We start from the raw sequence: 21,475 nt of genomic DNA, 5'->3' as shown, positions 1-21,475 counted from the left end.
ACATTTGTTGCTTCATCAAAATGCATTGGATATTTATTTACGCACAAAAAAGAAAGCGTATACAATACAAATAAATGAAAATTCATTATATCCTTTGTTTTTTCAATTACTCACGAAAACTGCAGATAATCCTCTGATTTTCTTTTTCCATATTTAAACACCATTGAACTTATTCTTCTCTTTCAAAGAAATCTAACCAAGAAGTAGCACTATAATAATAGGACTTCTCGGTAAATTTCAATTTATTTATTATTAAATTACTCAGTATCTATTTTTATTTTTTTTGCTTTTAAGAATCCAAAACGTGCCTAACAATAGTGTCCAACCAGTAAACATCACCCAAAGGTTGGCTTGTTCACCGCTATTCGGAAGTTTTCCTTTTGTTTGTTTTTTCGCTATTTTTTCTCCGATTGTTGATGGTAATTTATGTTCGTTGTTTTTAATATTACGTTGATCTTTTTTGTCTTCGTCAGCTGGTGTAACTACTGGATCAACAACAGGATCTACTTTTTTTGCACCCCATTTTGCTGTCAAGGTCATTCCGCCAGCTGGCATTTTGATTGTTTTAGAAATTTTGTTTCCTTTTTCATCGATCCAACCAGAAAAATCATGGTCTTCTTTGTTTGGTGATTTTACTGACGCAAGATTTACTTCTGTATCAGTCGGTGCCACAATATCTTCTAATGGTATATCTAATTTCCCACCATCTAAATTAAAGGTAATTATTTGATCTTCTGCTTTCCATTTCGCTGTGAATGTTGCGCCGCCAGCGACTACTGTATATGTTCCGCTAACTTGAATACCTTTTTCATCAAACCAGCCAAGGAAACTATAGCCTTGACGAGACGTTACTTTTGAATCGATATCTACGGTCGTTTCTGTATCTGCCACAACTGAATCGACTCCCGTACCACCATTTGAATCAAAGTGGATCACTTGACCCGCCGCAGTCCATCTCGCTTGTAAATTCATTCCACCAACAGGCATAGAAATTGTGCCACTTACTTGTTCGTCTCCATTAAACCAGCCGATAAATTGATAACCCGATTTCGTTGGTTGAATGACACCATCGATATCTACTTGACTATCTGTTGGTGCAGTTAAATGATCTGCCCCTTTACTGCTACCGCCGTTAAAATCAAAATCGATCGTTTGATCATCTGCACTAAATTCAGCTGTCAGCGTAAAATCATTTCCTAATGTTGTGTCTTTTTGGAAATCCCAGATTTTTCCTGTTGCTAGGTTTTTCCAACCAGCAAATGTATAACCTGCTTTCACTGGTTTTTCTGTAGGTTCAGTTAATTTACTTCCATATTCAAGAGTTTCAGTTGTGATATCACCTTGATTATCGAAGGACACATTATATTGATTGATCGTATACTGAGCATATAATGTTGTATCTTTATCTGCCAATGTATCTATTGCAAAATCCCATTTGTCGCCACCAGTTACTTGTGTAAACCAACCAGTAAAGCTATGTCCTTCTTTTTCTGGGTTTTCTGGTTCAGTCGCTAAATCTCCATAAAGAACATTTTGAGTTCCAATGATCGCTCCTTCACTCTCGAATGACAGAACGTAGGTATTTTTAGTGAATTTAGCATACAACGTGATATTTCCATCTGGTAATTTATCTTTCTTGAAGTCCCATTTCACTTCTTGCTGTGCTTTAATATTGTTTCTTGTTCCCGCTTCTGTTCTTATATACCAACCAGCAAATTTATGCCCAACTTTTTTTGGTTCTGTTGGTTCATCAAGAAACGATTGATAATTCTTTGTTTGAGAATGCTCAATTATTCCATCAATGTCAAATTCAACTGTGTATTGATTGATTGTATATCTTGCGTAAAGAGTCAAGTCACGTGCTGGCACTGTATCTGTTGCAAAATCCCATTTGCTTCCACCGGTTTCCGCTATATACCAACCAGTAAAACTGTAGCCTTTTTTCACAGGTTCAGTTGGTTCTTCAATCAGGTCTTGATATGGCAAATTCACAGTCATACTTTCATCGCCTTCGTTGTTAAAGGTCACGACATAATCTTGTAGTGAAAATCTAGAATATAATTCTAGATTTGAAGCTGGCATTTTATCGTTCTCAAAATCCCATTTCTTGCCGCCTGTTTCAGCTGTGTACCAACCGGAAAATTTAAAGCCAGATTTAGTTGGATCTTTTGGTTTTGTCAATAGTTCATCATACGCTAATTTTTCTGTTTCGTCTTTGACTTCATCACCCTTAATATGGTAAATCACATCATATTCATTCAGATTGTATCTTGCATAGATTGTTTCATCCTTTGTACCTACAGTGTATGGGAAAGTAACTTTTTCACCACCCGTTTTCTCTGTATACCAGTTGTCAAAATCATATCCTTCTTTAACAGCTTCTGGTTTTGTATTGATTGTTTCTCCAGGATATTTCTTGATTTCACCTTCTGTAATGCTTCCTGTTGTTGCATCTAACGTAACCGTAACAGGTGTCATCAATCCTGCAGAAATTTGATCAAAATTATCTTTGTTTGGTGTTACTTTTGATGTTACAGCACTTAGATGATCTGCAGATTCTTTTGCTGTTGAACCATCTTCTGTCATTGGTGAAAAGCGCAGTCCATCGTTTGTATCTGGATTAACAAACGTAACATCAAGGTGTTCTTTTTCATCTAAAACGGCAAATTCATAAGCGCCTTCTACGCCATCAATTTTTTTAGTCGTTGTTGTTTCAACTACATTCGTTGTTCCTGCTTCATAGATATTAACAGTTACATCATTTCGACCTGATTCACTGGCATCCATTAAACCGTTTCGGTTTTTGTCGTCGAATACTTGACCTTTAATGATTCCTTTATTCAAACGAATCGCACTTGGTTCACTTGGTTTGTACCCCGCATTACCTAAAATTTGTTTGTACGTACGGGCGCCGTAGCTATTCGCTTTACCAGCATGTTCTTTGACATCTTTATCTGTTTCTTTTAATGAAACCATTACGTCTTCTGTATAACCATCTGGCAGATTTTCGCTAGCTGTAACTTTTACCATACGAATCTCGTTTTTATCGCTAATTTCATCCCATGAAACAAATTTTGCAGAATCTTTATTTGTTTCGTAAGTCGTTGCATAACTATACTCATAAGCTACGCTACCGCTTGTCGTAACAGGCTCCATTAATGATGTAGTAAAACCAAATTCTTCTTTTTGAAGATGCACATCTGCGTTAAAATCTTCTGGTTTTGCTGGCATTAAGCTGGTTTTTTCTCCCGCTTTTGGAATTGGGATCAACGCTGTGTAATCTTCTACTTCGCTCCCTGCATTGTTCGCTACAGTTAAGCGATAATCGATGTCACTTTCTTTTCCTACATTTAAGATCCCTGTATTGGATTCATAATCATGACTGATCCACAGACCGCCTTCTGTACTAACAGCTGATGATACAATAAATTCGCGTTGCACTTGAATATTCAATGCAGTTGATTTTGACAATGAGCCTAGTTTCTCGTTAAGGTCTTCGGTTCCTAAAATATCAAATTCATTGCTCGTTACAAAATCTCCAGCATTTCCGCCACTAGTCACAATAAAATCTTTATCATGTGGTCGAATAAATGCTAAATGATTTAATTTGATTGAAGTTGTTGGCGTACTATTTTTTGTTCTAAATTTATATGAGAGTGCTAATTGTGGGTAGCTTGCACCATTTTCATCGACATTTCCTAAAAGCGCCTCAGGAAGTTCAATTTTATATGCTGAGTTGCCTGTATTATCAATTACTTCTGTGACAACCATTTTTCCGTCACCAGGGCGATAGGTAACACCACCTGCTGTAACTTTCAGTGTGGAAGGATCAACAATTAAATAGTCGCCATTTCTTAAATAAAGATCTGTTCCTTTTAATTTTGTTACAACATTTTTACTTGCTCGATAGCTGTGTAATGAGAAGCGTACATCTGCCGTAAACGACTGTCCTGATAAAAGTGTTCTTTCTGAAAGATTTGACCAAGAAGAAAACACAACTTCTGGTGTCTCTTGCGATAAGATAATCGTTCCTGTTGCAGTGCTTGCAGATTCATCTTCAAACGGTAAACCTGTTTCAACGGTCGTAATTGTTGCGGAATAAGATCTATCCTCATTAATAGACAAAATTTCTCCATAATAAGTAATTGGATTATTTGAAATTTCAGCAAAATTATTGTACTGATTTGTTGGTGTATATCCTACTGGAAACTCTTGATCCATGTCGAATACAACATTTTTGATGTATTCATCTTTATCACTCATTCCAATAGTTGAACGATTTAATACATTTCCTGAAACCGAATCAATAGTATACGTATTGCCTTTAGTAGAAGTGACAATAACGTTACTAACAATCATCGAAGAGGCAAATTTAACAACATCTACTCCAACTGAAGCGCTAGAATCTTCAAAGTCTAGCTTAAATGATTGGGCATTTATCGGATGAGCCGTTTGGTTAGAGAAAGTAAGTGCCCCTAAATAAATGGGACCATCTTCTTTTTGGTCAACATAACCGATTGTATTGGTGCCAAATCCTCCTGCTTTTAACGAAGTTATTTCATCATTTTCGGCAATCGTAATTTTATTGGATGATGCGTAGCCTAAGTTTGTACTTTGAGTAATTGTTTCTCCTAATACATCCACTACTGTACCAGAATCACCAACGGTGTTTATTGCCGTAAAGCTACCCACTGGTGTGCCTTCTGGAATTGTATAATTCACTGTAATTGTCAGACTATCTGTACCTGGGGCTGACGTTGTAAACTTATTGAACTTCACTTTTACAAAGGTTCTCGTTGTACTAGTTTCGTTGTCAACTGAAAGTACTTCAAATGCCTCCATTCCTTTAGGTTCTGATATGTTCTCAAATCCAAGTTTTTTATCAAAAACCAATGTTACGGTGTATTCTTCAATATATGATTCTTGAACTGGATTAGATAATGTGCCGAGATAATCAAGTAAGCCTAATTTGAATGAGCCAGTGTCGCCAGGAGAATGATAGTTATTAATAATATATTTACCTGGAATGACTGTCATTCTAAGACCTTTCCCTGCCGTAAGTGTTAACTCATTTAATTTTCCAAGTAGATCTTCTTGTTCTATACCTGCTTGCGTTTGTGATTTATTGATTACGATCGTATCTGCAAATGTTCGTTCTGCTGTCGGTCCTGTCATACTATACGTAGAATTCAGTTTAGCTAAAACGTCGAATGTGGCAGCTGTGGTTCCTTGTGAAAATTCATAAACCAGTTCTCCTGCACCTGTTACTTTGTTATACTCACCCGCAGGAACGAAATAGGCGTTTGTAATCAACCCTTGTAACTGGATCGGTAATGAGGATGCTCTAAAGATCCATGTGTTGTTATTGTATGAAAGACCTGGTGCTGATCCTAATTTCAGCGTGCTGTTTAAACGGATATTGACTTTCTTGTTTGTTGCCGTTGGTGAAAATGAAGTGTTGATTGCAATAACTTTGGCTGTTTTTTGAATATCTTGTCCATTGTACGAAAGGGACGTTGTCGTACTAAGATCATTTCCGTCAAAAGCCACATTATCTGATGCATTTGGTTCAAAAATTACATTAGGTCCATCAGGATTCGCTGTTTTGGTTGGTTGCTCAGTAGAAGTAGATGATTCTGAAACAACTGAGCTACTTTCCTCTGGTGCTGTTTGTGTGTTTTGTTCGATATTCTCAGTATTTTCTGATGTTGTCGAAGTCGAATCTACTGTAGCTCCCTCTTCTTTTTTTGTTCCTTCAGCGAAAAATATACTTGGATTCACTTGCGCCATCAACATCGAAAATACAACACTTAATAGTAGAGCTTTTCTTCTCATTACCAATCTCCTTACATATTTTTATTTTGGTGTTACATACGATAGGATAGTTGCAGTTTGTTGATCAATTGCTCTAAATGATACAATTCCTTCTCCAACAGCGTTCATTTCTGAAATTAAAATCGAACCATCTTCATAAACATGTTCGACAAATGCCACATGTCCATATGTGCTGTCTGCTCCTGCTACCCCTGGTTGAAAGCTAACTGCGGTTCCTGCTTTCGGTGTATTCGTTACTTTGTATATGCGAGCAGTACCTGTTTGAGCCCAGTCCATACCATTTCCCATATTTACATCTAGGTAACCACCTAACTGAACGATGCGATTGTACGCATATTGCGTACAATTTCCAGAAGCGTAGTATTCTGCTCCTGAATAATTTTCTCCTGAGTAGCGCTCAAAATCGCTGTCTGGATGGCTGTCGGTCACAATAATACCGCTTCCTGTCGTTGCTTGCGCTTGATCGTATTTTGTTAATTCATATTCTTCGATCAATGCATTTAACTTTTGATTATATTGGGTATCTGTCGCATATACACCCGTCAATGATTGGGTTGCCTCCTGATACGTCTCTGTATTTTCTTTCCAAACCCCAGCGTAAATTGTTGAATTCCCTTCAATTCCTTCGCGGATTAGTTTTGCATAATCTTCAAACGTTTCGGTATAGCTTGGGTATTGGCGAAATGCTGAATAAATTTGATACCAGTTGCCCGCTCCATCATCTTCATAAGTTGGTAAAAAGACCGATTCACCTGCGAAATCTCCCTTAATGCCAAATAAATTAAAATAGGGTTCTACACTTAAATGACTGCTGCCAGAACCAGATTCTAAGATTGCTTGCGCAATCATTACTGATGCATACAAACTATGCTTTTGTCCGATTTTTCGGGCATGTTCGCCGATACGTTGGATAAAGTCATCTGTCGTACCATCCCAACTAACTGAAATATCCTCTTGTATTGGCAATATAGCAATGGTTGTTTCGGCTTCACTATATGTACTTGATTCTTCTACTGACACATCAGTTGGATCTGTAGAACTTTCTTGTGTAACAACAGGTTGCTCAACATCAGATATTTCTGTAGTATTTTCTGTAGATTCACTTGTCTGTGTCTCTTCTTGCTGCTCAGATTTTTCGCTTTTTGAGGTCTCTGTTGCTTTTTCAACGGGCATAGTTGTATCTGTTTTTTCCGATTCTACGCCATGAGCAATTGTCGGAGCTACGCTTGTTCCTGATAATAACGACACGGTGATCAATGCAAATATTTTGTGTTTCATATATGTTCTCCTTTGATATAAGTACCTATTTTTGTTCATGTACCCGTGATTATTCCTTTACGTCATTTTTCGAAAAGAGTATTTGTGGATACATGTTAAGCTATATAAAAATAACAAACTAATGATTAAAATCAGCAACATAGCTATATTTCCTACAAGCGGCATTAACGCTAAACAATAAAAACTGCCAATCGCATACGCGATGATCAACAGCGCATTCGTTACTAAAAGAACCGTTATTCGTTGGTTGTTTTTGTCTATACGTTGACTGTGCCAATGAGAGACTTGTATTCCATATAAGATTCCTAATGCAATGATCAATAACTCTACCGTTAGAGTTTTGAATAAGAACATTATGATAAACGTTCCTATCAATGAAACATAGCTCAATTGAAAAGCACTGAACATTCTTAAATATGGATACGTATTTTTTAAGTTATTATATGTTTTCACAACAAAATGGTTTCTCTTAGTCAGCTCTGTCCGTCTTCTAATCAATAAAAGTCCTACTGAAAATATCAGCACGAAACTTCCTAAAAAGCAGAGGTAAGGAAAAAACAGTGGAAGAACCGAAAACAGATTTATTTTGTTCATCATTCTATTTCATCCTTTTGCGTTCTTTTTGTTAGCCGCTGATATCTTTTTTCCGTCTCTTCTTCCTCTTTAGAAACAAGTTTTGCAACAATTTTGGATTCATTTTCTTTTACTAGTACGTATCCCAATGCGATATAGAAAATATCGGATACTTCATCAGATAAAATCGATAGCTTAGTAAAATTAAAAAATGACAGCGTCTCGATTTGATAAGCTAAAACTGTTTTCTGACCAGTTCGACTATCAAACACAAAGCCTTCTACCTCTTGCTCGTAATGTAATCCTTCAGGCGAAATTAGCGACAGTTTCACTCTTCATTCACCACCAATGGTTCCTTTGAAAAGGATCCTACAAACAGAAACTGGCTTTCAGAAAGTGCGTCATATTCTCCTTTAATGATATTTTCAATATCATTCAACAGGTTTTCTAGCTGTACAAACGTTCCTTGCATTCCTGTGAATTTCTCTGATACATAGAACGGTTGAGAAAAATAGTTTCTTAATTTTCTTGCTCGATAAACCAATTGCTGATCTTCTTCATTCAATTCAGCCATTCCTAAAACATTGATGATTTCTTGCAATTCCGCATATCTTTGAAGAATGAACTTTGTTTCAACGGCTAATTCGTAATGACGTTGCCCCACAAAAGCAGCAGTCATCGCTCGTGAACTAGAGGCTAGCGGATCTACCGCTGGAAAGATTCCTAAGCCTGCGATTGAACGATCCAATACGATCGTTGAATCTAAATGGCTAAAAATTGCCACTGCTGAAGGATCATCAATATCATCTGCTGGTAAAAAGACACATTGGATAGAGGTGATTGATCCGTCTTTTGTTGAGGCAATTCTTTCTTGCAACGCACCGATTTCTTTTGAAAGGGTCGATTGATAGCCACCAGTGATTGGTATTTTCCCTTGCAGCGCTGAAACTTCTGCACCTGCTTGGATATAACGAAAGACATTATCGATGAACAACAATACATCTTTCTTTTCCTCATCACGTAAATATTCTGCCAATGTCAATCCTGACATCGCTACACGCATTCGTACCCCAGGTGACTCATTCATTTGTCCAAGTACAATACTTGTTCTGTCTAATACACCACTTTCGGCAAGTTCTTTATATAACCCGATTCCTTCTCGTACTCGCTCTCCAACACCTGTAAATACGGAATAGCCCCCTTGCAAACTGATATTATTGATCAATTCTTGCATCAAAACTGATTTTCCCACACCTGCTCCACCGAATAGGCCTGTTTTTCCACCTTTTAATATTGGACATAGAAAATCAATAATTTTGATACCAGTGTGCATGATCTCTTTTGTTTCGCTCATTTGTGAAAGTCCGGGCGCTGAACGAAAGATAGACCATTTTTGTTTACTATCATCTGGTTTGTCGTCAATTGGTGTGCCGTATACGTTATACATTCTACCAAGTGTTTCAAAACCTACAGGCATTTCGATCGTACGATCTAAATTTTTTACTTTTGTTCCTCTAGCTAGCCCATTGACTTCACCTACCGCTATCGCTCGGACACTGTTGATTCCAAGGTGTTGAACAACTTCTGCAATGTAACTTCCTAAGTAGGTTTCATAGGAAAGAGCCGTTCCGATTTCTGGGAGCATACCACCATTATCAAACTCAATTGTTAATACAAAGCCGCTGATACTGGTGATTGTTCCATATTGTTCCTCTTTTAGCAATATTATTCACCCTTTCTAATCACTGTTGATCCATTTATGATATCCATCAATTCATTTGTCTGAGCTTGGCGGTCCGCCTTTTTTTTTTCTTGAATGATTTCTTTTAATTGCTTTTCAATGTTGTCTTTTGCTTCTTTCATCACAATTCTGCGAATGCAGTTTTCACTTGCTATGGAGTATAAAAACATGCTGTAAAGTAAGCCGCTGATATAATTGGTCATCAATAATTTTTCGATTTCTTCATCTGATTCGTCATAATCTAAGATATAATCAGCAGAAATTTCTGCGGTCTCTTCTTCAAGTATTTCTGGATAAATTTTCTGAGTTAAAGCGTCTGAAGATACGGCACTGATATATTTCGTAAAAATAATATGCAGAGCATCCACTTCGCATTGATAAATTCCATCGATAAAATCTAAGGCCAACTTTTCCGCGGTTTCAAGGGTAATATCTTCAAGCGAAATTTTTAAATAACTTTTAATTTGCTGTTTTTTTCTAAGGAGATAGTTTCTTCCCTGTTCACCGATCACGTAAAAATCAATCTGTTGATCTGCTTGAATAGTTGCGAGAAATTTATCGATTTCAGCAAATATTTTACTGTTGTATGAACCGCATAGTCCTCTATCGGAAGTAATGACCAAAACAGCGATTTTTTTTTCGTTTCCTGTTTCATGAGAGACGTACATCATCTTTCGTACATAATTTAAGTTTTCAAGGATATTTTCATAGTAGTCTACCGCTTGTTCAGCTCGTTTTCTAAGTTTTCCTAGTTTGCCTAATGTTGCGAGTTCGGTCACTCGAACAACTTTATAGGTAGACTCAAGTGCTTGGATTTTCCATTCAATTGTTTGTCCGCTCATTGAACAGCCTGCCTTACTTCTACTGCCAATGTAGAAATTTGTTGTTCAAACTCATCTCCAAGTTTATTTTCTTCTTGTATTGTTCGGTTTAATTCATCAAACCAATCTGCTGTTTTTATTTTTTCTAGAAATAGTAGTCTAAAACTTTGCACTTGCTTGGTTTCAAGATTGTTTATTTCTTCTGATTTGATGACATAAAGCAGCGCTGCTGTTTCTCCTGATGATAAGGGTAATAATTCACCTTGTTTAAAGATTTCTAATAGAATTCTTCCTTTATCGACAATTACTTGACTATCATCGTCCAGCGCATTCCCAAAATCTAGCAACTCTTTCAAATCGTAGTATTGAGACACAAGAAGATTCAATCCTTTACTTAATTGTCGAATAATTGGGTATTGCGCATCCCCACCAATTCTGGAAACAGATACGCTTACATCTACTGCTGGTTTTTGTCCACTATTAAATAAATCAGCTTTTAATAAAATCTGTCCATCTGTAATGGAAACTACATTTGTCGGAACATAAGCTGAAACATCGTTTGATAAGGTCTCAATGATTGGTAAGGCTGTAATTGAACCACCTTTATGCGCCTCATTCATTTGAACAGCTCGTTCTAATAGGCTGGAATGTATGTAAAAAATATCTCCTGGATACGCTTCTCTTCCTGGCGGTCGACTAAACAATAATGAAATGGTTCGATAAACATCTGCATGTTTGGTCAGATTATCTAAAACAATCAGTACATCTTCCCCTTTTTTCATCAAGCTTTCCGCCATCGCCATTCCAGCGTATGGGGTTAAATATTGAGAAGTCACACTATCGCTTGAGGTAGTTGCTACAATCGTTGTATAAGCCATCGCATCATGCTCTTTCAATACTTCGATCACTTCCGTTATATAGTGGATTTTCAAGCCAACTGAAACAAAAATACAATGAACGTTTTTTCCTTTTTGATTGATGATCGTATCCAAAGCGAGTTGTGTTTTACCTGTTTGACGATCCCCAAGAATCAGCTGACGTTGGCCTTTCCCAATTGGAAGTAACGTGTCTAAAATCATGATGCCTGTTTCTAGTGGTCGGCTGACACTGTCAATGAATGTGATCTTTTGTGTTACCGAAAACATTGGAACAGTCGTACTCTCTTCAAACGCATCCGAATCGCCGTACAACGATTCGCCTAATGGATTAATTACTTTCCCTTGATGATTAGCAGATATCCGAACACTGATTGGTTGACCTGTTCGTTTTACAGACATTCCTTCTCGAATTTCATTGGTATCTTCAACGACCCCAATCCCTACTAATTCTTCTTGCAGTTCCATAATTGTTCCATGGAATCGATCATCAATAATCACTAATTCATTATAAAAACTACTTTCTAAGCCAGAACAAAAAACAATGCCATCAGAAATGCTTTCGACTTGACCGTTTTCCTTTAAAAAATCTATATCCACAGCGGTTTCAAATTTAGCTGTATTATACTCTTCGAATTTCAAAGACTCACTTCCATTTCATAGCGATCAACGTATTGATCAATTAATTTTTGATAACTTAAATCGACTGAGGTTTGAGCAGAGTGAATGATTACTCCTTTTTTTACTTCTGGCTGTATGGTGATCTCCAGTTGGTAAGACGTCTGATTTTTTGCCCATACTTCTTTAAATAAACTGATTTCGGTTTCAGAAGGTAAGGATACGGTGATCGTTCCTTGATAATATCTGATGCCCCAAACTTTTTGAAAATGCTGATGTAATTCATTTGTCTGACGATAACTATACTTATTCAACAAGAAATATAAGAAATTACAAAACTCTTTATCTAACGAATCTAATAACCCCAGTTGAGAAAAGATTTGCATCTTTTGTTCAGAAGAATAGTAGTTGCTACGATAGATTTTTTTGTGTTTACGCAAACTCAATTCCTTCATAAAAAAATTAAATGACTGATAAAACGTTTTTAATTCATCTTCGTTGTACAGTTCAAACAATCTGATAATGACCTTATAAGGCAAAGCATATCTTGTTTGAAGAATCAACATGTCATAATTAAACTTTTCGATTGCTTCTTGGTACAACTGCTCGGCTTCAACTTCTTCGACAGTTTTGAACACAGACTTCATTTGTGCCTTCATATCCGTTTTATATAGTACTTTTGTCAAGGCTTCATCCGGTACTTTTATTGCTACCTTTTGAACAACTGGGGAAAAGAGTTCATGGTTGTCGTATTTTTTTTCTTCGTTTTTATCTGACAATTGTTCAAAAGCAGTCTGGTAATAATCTCTTGCTTCGACCATTTGATTGAATTTTTTAGACCATGCTCTTTTTTCTTGTTCATATTCTTTACTCTTTCGTTCTGAAACTTTAGCATCTATTTCTTGTTCAAGCCTTTTATCTTCACGTAATGATCGATCAAGTGAATCGAAAAACTTGAATGAATACTCAATCAGTTGCCAGACAATGAAACAAAGAGCAACAATTGCTAAAATAAATGGGACAATGGTCAAAACAAGCATTAGAAGTTGACGAGCACTTTCAATTACTACAGTGAAGAAGCTTTGCACAAGTAACAGCGTTGCTTCTCCAGTCGTACGAATCGTTTCTATCAGTTGAGTTGACCCAAGAGATAGTACTGCTATTTTACTATTCATCGTTTTATCCTTAATTGATAAACGGATTGAACCATAATAGTATTACGGCGATTGCCAAAGCAAACAGCATCAACACCACAATCATTAATAATCCTAAAAATAATCCGTTCATCACTTCTTTTTTTGCTTTTGGGTTTTTCCCTATTATTTCAGTTGCTCGGCCAACTGCGATCCCTTGACCTATTGTTGCACCTAAGCTAGCTAAGCCAATAACTAGTGCTGCTCCTAATAAACTTAAACCTACTACTAAATCCATATTTTTCCGCCTCTCATCCTCTTGGATAAACGTACATAATTAATGTGCCCTTTGGGTCATATATTGCTTGTCTAAAATCGAAATTTTCTACGCTTAATTTAGAAAGTTCTAGTTTCATATTAAGTTTTCCATCCTCAGTACTTGTAGCTGGTTGAGAATCAAATGCTTGCCACTTTTCTTCAAGTTGTATCAATGTGAGTTGTTCTTTTGTTTTTTCTTTACGTTCTGTTACAACGGTATAATTTCCCCCATCTGCTGCTATCCATTCCAACGAACAAATGTATTCACTATTTTTACTGTCTACATTGCTTGTTTCATCACTAGGTGCATCGGGTTTATTTTCAGATACTTCATTACTGGTTGATGTTTCTGTCGTTGGAATTGTTTCCATTGTGTAACCTGAAGTTCTGAGACTATTTTCAGAAAAAAGCATTTCTGCTCCTTTCACGTAAATACTCAGGTAAGCATTTTTTCTATAGTCAATTGATGAATCATTCTCATAATTGAAACTTTCTTCTTCATTGGTTTTAACATTCACTGCTGTGATATTTAGCTGGATCGTGAAGTCCGCTGCATTAGTTGTTATCAACGGAATCATCGTTAATGTTTGCTCGTTTCTGCCAACGATTCTATATGGAATTGTTTCATTTGATTCTGTACTTTTTAATTCTAAAGATACGTCTTTGAGATCATATTCTACAGATGACCAATCATAAGTCACTTCAATTAAATTATTGTCTACGATGTTTATATCAAAGTCATTGAGTGTCGTGTCTTCCACCGTTTGGTAGTCATTTGATTTTTCTAGAAGGATCGTTTCACCTGATTTTACGTGTAATTCTAGTTGATAGTGGTATTTTGTTGATGGTGTTAATCCTGAGATTGTAAATTCTTGTCCACCGTTTCCGATCAAATTCATGTTACCGTCTACGTAAAACTCATCGCCATTTTCTGAGATGATTTTTAAACGTACTCGACTTAAATCAGTCATTTGTTGGTCTAAGCTTGCTAGTATATTCATCGTATTGCTTGTGACTTTTTTTAACTGGTAAACAGCTTCCACTTTCGCTGTCTCAAATATATTACTTTTCACTTCCAGTGTTTGTGTTCCTTGTCCATCGCCCAAATCGTATTGGTAGGTAAAACGGATATAATATGCTGTATTTGGCGCCAAACCAGAAAATGATTCCACTCCATAAGTTACGTCACCATGTAATGTGTCGAGGACTTCTTCTTCACCCTCTTTGATAAGTTCCATTTTGATGGAACCTACAAGTGTATTAGATACATCTAAAAGTTGATAGTTGAATGATACGTTCGTTACTTCTGGGTTGATGTAGTTTACGGTCAAAACTGGAATTGTTTTTTCTGATTTTTTGTTTAATTCTTCTAGTTTTTCCAATAAATTTTCGTAATTTTGTAACGTAACAAGTGAGCTATTGTTAGTATTCGTTGCTGTATTCGCTTCGTTTGTTGCGCCATTTCCAGTGTTGTTCCCCTCGGTCCCGTCATCGGTAGAAGCTCCTGAATTTCTTGTACCGTTTGTCGTTGGTAGGGAACTTGGCGTTGTTGCTTGGTCATTATTTGATGCCGTTTTACTTTCGCTTGAATATTTTCGTTCTGCTAAAATAGAGTCTTTAGTATTTTTTTCCTTTTTTTCTGAGCTTTCGACTACTAATTTTTTATTATCTGTTCCGCCAAAACTTGTCAAATCAATCACTCGATCATCGACATAGTATTTTTCATCGCTGACATCAAAACGTTTTTTCTCATCAATGATCAGTGTCAAATGGCCTAGATAACGTTTTTTAGCTGGTGCATCGTAAACAATCACACTTCCGGTCTGGTCGATGAGTAACAACGGTCGATCGACCGTTGTTACTTCATCTTCCCCAAAATAGACTTTCGCTTTTGCATTTAAGAAATACATTCGGTTTGCAAGTTTAACGATACTATTTTCAGTAATTGTCGATTTCTTTGCTTTATAGTTGCCAGAATTCCATGAGTAGCTTGTATGCTCTTCCGTTTTTTCTGTTAATCCTTCAGTATTGATGATGGTAAATTCATCTGTGAATAGTAGACTTTCATCATTGAAAAACAGCATATTTTCTTTCAAAATTTCACGTTTCTGATTGCCAGTTTTATCAGCTAAAATTTCTTTTTCATCCCACATACGGTATAACATATCGCCTTTTGAAAATTGAGCCGTCTCGATGTTCGCATCAAGAATAACGCCTTCTTTTTCAAGAACAATTTTTTCAAAATGTGCAAATGTTTTTGAGCCGATGAATAATACTACCATCAAAAGAAGTGAAACTATTCCTAAAACCGCACCTATTTTTTTCACTTAAGTACCTCCATCTTTTGAAGTATCAACTCAATTCCTGTTTCACTTTCCTTAACGTGAACATCAACGTGATTCAACGAACAAGGAAGAGAATAACCTTCTTTTAGCATTGCGCCAGTTACTTCATATGTCTTTTTAATTGGCTTATTGTTTTTTGATAATTGTTTTTTAATTTGTTCTTTTGTATAAGATTTCGTATCAAACACTACTTCTTCTTTCACGATCCCTAACAACTGTTCTGCAAGGGTTGTTTCTTTCGTCTGTATGTCGATCGTATACGTTTTATCTTCTATCAGGTTTGGCGCTTGTAAAATCAATTCTTCATTTGAATTAAATGCCATAATCGTTCCTTCAAATTGATTTGTTTGATAATCCGCAATTGTTTTTGCTTTGTTTTTCACTTGCACGCGACTTACACTTTGATTGTCTGTTTTAATCGTTACACGTTCAGCTAGGTTCTTTTGATTGACTTCTTGTGTTGCAATCACCTGTCCACGTTCATTCTGTACATCTACTGTGTACGTTTCTCTTGTTGCTGGTAAGTCTTTGACTTGGACTTTTATCGCATTATCACTCAGCTTCACGTTTGCCTTGTTTAACTCTCCTTGTGCACTTGCACCGACATAAACAATTGCTTGAACTGTATACGATTGATTTTCCTCTCCTAAATCAGTGTCATACGTTACTTCTAGACGAGCCATCAAGTACTCATTAGCTCCAGCCAGTGAGCTGATGTCGAAAGTCTCATTTATATCGATTGGGTATTTACTTGCAACTGGTATTGATTTGTTCGCAACTTCTACACCAATCGTATTTGTTGCAGCATTGTATTGATATAGAACCATTCGGCTGTTTTTGATTGTGGCAGAACCATTATTTAGATTCGCTACTTTTAGTGTCAAATTAGAACCATTCAATATATAGATCAGTGGGTTAGATGTCACGTATTCATCACTCGTCGTGAAATTGACACTCTTGATCCATGGTTTATCACCTTGACCATTTAAGTTGTTATATTTCCCTGTAATAGTCAATGTATAGCCTGTAGATGGATTTAGACCTTTGAAATTTTTCAACCATGTCGATGCATTAGTCCCTGTGAATGAGCCTTCATACCCTTCTACATAAGTTACTGGATTTCCTGTGGCCGTATCTGTTAATAGATAGTTAAATGGTTTGTTATTCTTAGTTAAAATGTATCCCTGTGGATCATTGTATGAGAACACGATATCTGCTTGTTTACTTGTTAGACTTTCAACTTTTAGATTCGCTATTGGTGCTGTTGGTGCTGTAATTGTTAATTTATTTACATTTCCAAGGAATTCAGGTACTTCATTTGGATTGGTTGTTTTTACATAAGCTGCTATGATATATGTTTTGCCAGAGACAAACCGTTGTTTTCGTGCCTCATCGTATATATCAAAGAGGTTCGTTTGCTCTTTAGAACTATATGTTGTTACTGGTGTCATGCTAGCCAAAATGGGTGCCATTACTTCTACGTCTGTCGAATAAGAAATATCTTTTGTCAGTTCATATAAACGATAGTCGATTGTATCTAAAATATTGCTTTCATCTTTAAAATTCGTCGTACCTGCGATTTTACGACCTTTTCCAGCGTATATATTTGGCGTCCAGGCATAGGTTGTTTGTGCAATTTCAGGTGCAGCCGATAATGTTTTAAACTCATAGCTAGCTAATTCTGCTTGTTTCTTTCCAGTACCATCAAGTTCGTCATAGTCAGCTTCAACTTTCACTGTATATTCCGTTTCTGGACTCAACCCATCAATTACCGACCGCACATCTGTCAGTGCCTGAAGTTGAACTTTTTTAATCGGATCAGCTCCATCTTTTCCATAGACTGTTACGTAAAGTTCAAGATTGCCTTCTGCATTCTTCAAAATAGTTCGATCTTTATCCGTTACTAGGAAATCCAATGCAATTCTCTTATCATAAATGACCGTTTTATCAATAACTGCCGTTGGTACTTGCAACTCTGGCAATGAAATTTCTTGTGTTGACGTAACGGTTGCTTCGTTAGTTGAATATAAATCAACGACCGATGCTTGTTTTTCATTAGAAACGATACCAGTATCAAAATTAACGTATTTATTTTCTGACATCACAACATAAGAACCGTTGGCTAAACGTTTCATTGAAAAGGTGTACGGTTTTTCTTCATTGTCGACAATGCTTCCTGTATTAATGCCTAAATATTCTCCTGTCAGTATGTTTTGGAACTGGATACTTGTCAGGTTACCTTTTGCATCATTCGTAGCATTACTGATTTCATATGTGCTGGCATTTATGCGATTGCCTGTTGTTGTAACTTTTCCAGATGTGCTACTCACTACTTTTTCGCCATCATTGATAATAATGTTGTATTGTCCACTAAACAATGTGTTGTCCATTGCGTTTTCCGAATAATACAACGTCGTTGCTACTGCCAAATCGTATTTACTGTTAAACCAAATACCGGCATCTTCATTTGGTAACGAGCTTACTTGTGCCGCTAAGGCATCGGCTCCCTTTTGAAAACCAGAATAGACAGTATCTGCTTCATGTTTAATCGTTTGCTTCGTCGCAATAACTGATCCTGATATGGAACCAGCCGTTACCTTTGCTGAAAGTTGTCGTTTTTCTACATCAATCTCCATATTATTGGTTATTGAAGGGACTTGATTTGTTAATGGTAGAAGTACTTTTTCTTGTAGTGTTGCCTTTTTAATTGGCATTCCTTCATGCTCGCGGTAGTTTCCTAAAGCTTTGATTGTTACTGCACCATTGGCTGGAATGGTGACTTCCTGCTCATCTTTCGCTTCAACTTCATCTGTTCCATTTTGAATCGTTACTTTATTGCCTTCTAAAATATTATCTTCATCTTGGATGATAGTTTTAACGGTCACACCTGTTGCGTCACGTTTTACTATATTAAATTCAACTTCTGGAAGCTTTTGATCGATTCCTATCTCATCTGACAATAAATCGATGATGTGTTCATCGAATCTGTCATTCCAATTAACGATTGCTTTGATGATATAGACTTTGCCTCGGCCTAAATTACCTGACTCTAAATCAAAGTTCGTATATGAATCAAATCCAGTCACAATTACTTTTTCAGCTAACGGTGTCGCATCTTTATCATTTTCTAATGCTTTCGCTTCAAATAATTGGAACGTGATTGACTTGATACTATCGTCTTCATCAATTACAGTCGGTAAATCAGTTGCTGTAACTAAAGCACCGAGATTTGAGTCTTTCTCGTCATATTTCAGTAAGACTGTTGTCGCAACTGGTCCGATTTTACGTGTCTTCATTATGTCGTTCCCTTGAATTGGGACTTCATTTTCTCCACTGTCATAGGCTTCAATAATAGATACGCGATAATCATTGTTATGCATTAAATCAAGAATAGGGATGTCCAATCCTTTATCAGAAATCAATATTTCGATCATTTCTTCTGTGAGATCAATTGTTTGAATCGTTGTATTGCCTTTATCATCTTTCACTTCAAGCTTTGCCTTTTCGAGCACACTCGCTTCTTTATCAAGTTTTACATTGACTGTGACTTGATCTTCTTTTGCGTCCTTTTGAGTAAAGATCGCTGTCAACTCTTTTACTTCTGTTGTTTTAAATGGTGTTGAACGGCCGATTTCTTTGTGAGCTATTATTCCGTTTCCATCTTCTAAGTTATAAGAAGCCGTCAATGTCAAGATATAATATGTTTTGCTTTTTAGACCGTCTATTAATAATTGGTTGTTAAATTCTTTTTTATTTGCGATTTCGACTTCTTTAATAGGGGTCGTATCAATAATATTTCCAGTTTCATCTGCCGAAAACAATCTAAATACTGGTTTTGTTAATGAATTAAAGATCAGCGTGTCATCGTTATCAAATACTTCATAATGAATATTTAGGCTATCTTGTTGTGCTTGAGCCAAGCTGAATTGTATTGTTGGAATTACTTTTTTTCCTACAATAGCTGGATTTGAGACAATTGGTGCTAATTCATAATCGTTCTGCCCATCATTTCCCATAACATAAGCCACTACGACATAGCTACCATCTTTCATATCTGCTGTTCTTCCGATGTATACAGCACTATTTTTTTCATTCCCATTAACGGTAGCCGACGCATATATTTCAGCAGTTTTTCCATTTGCTTCATAATCTTCTTGTTGATAAACAACATAGCGAATACTGGTGATTGTTTCATCTGCATCGTTTAAATTTTTAGGCGTGACTGTAAACTGTGCATCTGTCGATAAATAGTCTACTTCTAAGGCTTCGAGTGATGGTAGTTGTTTTTTCGTTCTTCCAATTAAGTACCAACCAGTATCTGTTATCTCTTGACCTTCAACAACTAACTTGTCCATCTCAATCAAATATTCTTGATCAGACTTAAGTTCAGGTATTTCGACCACCGTAGAACGACTGGGACCATTTAATTCTGAGTTATTTACTTGAATTTTTTTAGACTCTGTTTCCTGGCTGTTGTTCAGTTTATAACGAAGTGTTAACTCTTCTATATGGCTTACTTCATCTGATGCCTGCAATTGAAATCGTATAAAATTAGATCCTTGTTCAACAATTTTTTTATTGATTTGAACAGGTGAAAGGACGAAGTTCTTTCTATAGAAGGTAACATTCTGTATTTCTGTCTTATTATAGAAATAGCTTCCTTCAACTATTAATTGATACGTATTTCCATAATGTAAATTCTCAAATGAAAAATCATGCGTCTGTTCAGTTGTTTGAATATCTTGTTTTTCCACGATAGTCCCGTTACTTAAAAGAGAAATTTCTAAATTTTTCAGGCGTTCTGATTGATCGTTGATCAATAATTTTCCTTGGATTGATTGCTTTACACCTTTTGCTTCAATACTAATAATTGGTACTTCAAATTTTTCGTTTTTTTCAAGTTCATTTAATTTTTTGATAACATCATTGATATTTTCTGTTTGCTCATCTGTTAATGCATTTGGGTCATTATTAGTATTGCCATTACCGTTATTAGTCGAGGTATTCCCCGGATTGTTTGACGTATTATTTGTTCCGTTATCTGCTTGTCCATTAGAGATATTATCTGGTGTTTCCGTGTTATTTAGAGTAGACGATTCAGGTTGTTTACTGCTACTTTCTGATGATTTTTCCGTCGATTCGTCAGTTTTAGCTTCACTGTTGCTTAAAAGGTCATTTCTTTTTTCGGCTTCATCATTGATATCTATTTTTATTTGCTTCACATCGATTGTATCTTTTTCATCAGTGGGATTGATCAATTGCTCCGTATTTAAATCAAAGCGATAACGGCTATTTTCCATACTGATATATAAGTCAGAACTAGATACTTCCTCTGTTTTTCCGTCACCATTGATTCTTACTTTATTATTTTTATCAATGATAACAATCGAATTGTCTTTCAGTTTTTTGTTTAGACCATCCTTATTTTGGAGATTTGCTGAATCCAGAATCATGTATCGTCCATCGGCTAACTTCATCATGGTTCCTTTTGGTAGGCTACTAATTGTTTTATTCTCTTGTGTTTTCACGACATAATTTGTTGCTTCTTCTTTTAGAAAAGTAAATGAAGGTAATTCATCTAATTTTTCGTTACTGATAACAGCTACACTTTTACCTAAAAATTGAATTTCTTTGTTTTCTAAAAAGAGCGTTCGTGAAACATCGATTGATTTCTTTTTTGAGTTATCTTCAATAACTCTTTCATTATTGATCCATGTGTTGTTATATTTGGCTTGATTTGAAAATTTTACGACCTCACCTTTGGGAGAGTATGTATATCCAGCTTCTTTTATTTCATAGGATTTATTTACAGGATTTTTGAATGCTATAACTAATAATCCGATAATAACAATGAAAATTGCCAAGCTTAGAAAAATATTTTTCTTCATTGATTTACTCCTTTAATTATTCACTTACTTTATACGACTATAAGAATTTA

General features: G+C 36.1%; 11 protein-coding genes. All 11 read right to left on the bottom strand.

All coding sequences use genetic code 11. The annotated features are described in order from the left end of the window. Positions 1-261: 261 nt before the first annotated feature. Positions 262-5,835, bottom strand: a complete 5,574-nt coding sequence (locus IGL98_RS03320; protein ID WP_206911933.1) for an InlB B-repeat-containing protein — start codon at positions 5,833-5,835, stop codon at positions 262-264. Between the two features lie 21 nt (positions 5,836-5,856). Continuing rightward, the gene (locus IGL98_RS03315) at positions 5,857-7,113 is read right to left on the bottom strand and encodes a glucosaminidase domain-containing protein (RefSeq protein ID WP_206911934.1); all 1,257 of its coding nucleotides are present in this window, start codon (positions 7,111-7,113) and stop codon (positions 5,857-5,859) included. Positions 7,114-7,170: 57 nt separating this feature from the next. Continuing rightward, complete coding sequence (locus IGL98_RS03310; RefSeq protein ID WP_206911935.1) at positions 7,171-7,611, bottom strand: hypothetical protein; 441 nt, start codon at positions 7,609-7,611, stop codon at positions 7,171-7,173. Between the two features lie 95 nt (positions 7,612-7,706). Then, positions 7,707-8,018, bottom strand: a complete 312-nt coding sequence (locus IGL98_RS03305) for a F0F1 ATP synthase subunit epsilon (RefSeq protein WP_206911936.1) — start codon at positions 8,016-8,018, stop codon at positions 7,707-7,709. Continuing rightward, on the bottom strand, positions 8,015-9,409 hold the full coding sequence (atpD, locus tag IGL98_RS03300; RefSeq protein WP_206841383.1) for a F0F1 ATP synthase subunit beta: 1,395 nt from the start codon (positions 9,407-9,409) through the stop codon (positions 8,015-8,017). The genes IGL98_RS03305 and atpD overlap by 4 nt, the downstream gene beginning before the upstream one ends. A gap of 2 nt (positions 9,410-9,411) precedes the next feature. Continuing rightward, positions 9,412-10,269, bottom strand: a complete 858-nt coding sequence (locus IGL98_RS03295) for a F0F1 ATP synthase subunit gamma (RefSeq protein WP_206841380.1) — start codon at positions 10,267-10,269, stop codon at positions 9,412-9,414. Beyond that, on the bottom strand, positions 10,266-11,765 hold the full coding sequence (locus IGL98_RS03290; RefSeq protein ID WP_206841379.1) for a F0F1 ATP synthase subunit alpha: 1,500 nt from the start codon (positions 11,763-11,765) through the stop codon (positions 10,266-10,268). The genes IGL98_RS03295 and IGL98_RS03290 overlap by 4 nt, the downstream gene beginning before the upstream one ends. Continuing rightward, entirely contained in the window at positions 11,762-12,916 is a 1,155-nt protein-coding gene (locus IGL98_RS03285; RefSeq protein ID WP_206841377.1) for a F0F1 ATP synthase subunit delta, read from the bottom strand. The genes IGL98_RS03290 and IGL98_RS03285 overlap by 4 nt, the downstream gene beginning before the upstream one ends. Positions 12,917-12,926: 10 nt before the next feature. Beyond that, positions 12,927-13,172 carry an ATP synthase F0 subunit C gene (locus IGL98_RS03280; protein ID WP_206841375.1) on the bottom strand — a complete coding sequence of 82 codons (246 nt, stop codon included), beginning with the start codon at positions 13,170-13,172 and terminating at the stop codon, positions 12,927-12,929. Between the two features lie 13 nt (positions 13,173-13,185). Then, positions 13,186-15,519, bottom strand: a complete 2,334-nt coding sequence (locus IGL98_RS03275) for a hypothetical protein (protein WP_206841372.1) — start codon at positions 15,517-15,519, stop codon at positions 13,186-13,188. Next, a complete protein-coding gene (locus IGL98_RS03270; protein WP_206841368.1) occupies positions 15,516-21,425 on the bottom strand; it encodes a hypothetical protein in 5,910 nt (1,969 codons plus the stop codon). Before IGL98_RS03270 ends, IGL98_RS03275 begins: the two co-directional genes overlap by 4 nt. Positions 21,426-21,475: the final 50 nt, after the last annotated feature.

It is taken from the genome of Enterococcus sp. DIV0840, assembly GCF_050527835.1.
GTDB classification, from domain to species: domain Bacteria; phylum Bacillota; class Bacilli; order Lactobacillales; family Enterococcaceae; genus Enterococcus_L; species Enterococcus_L ureasiticus.
The sequence above is the reverse complement of the archived record's forward strand: the minus strand, read 5'-3'. Positions and strand labels throughout refer to the sequence as shown.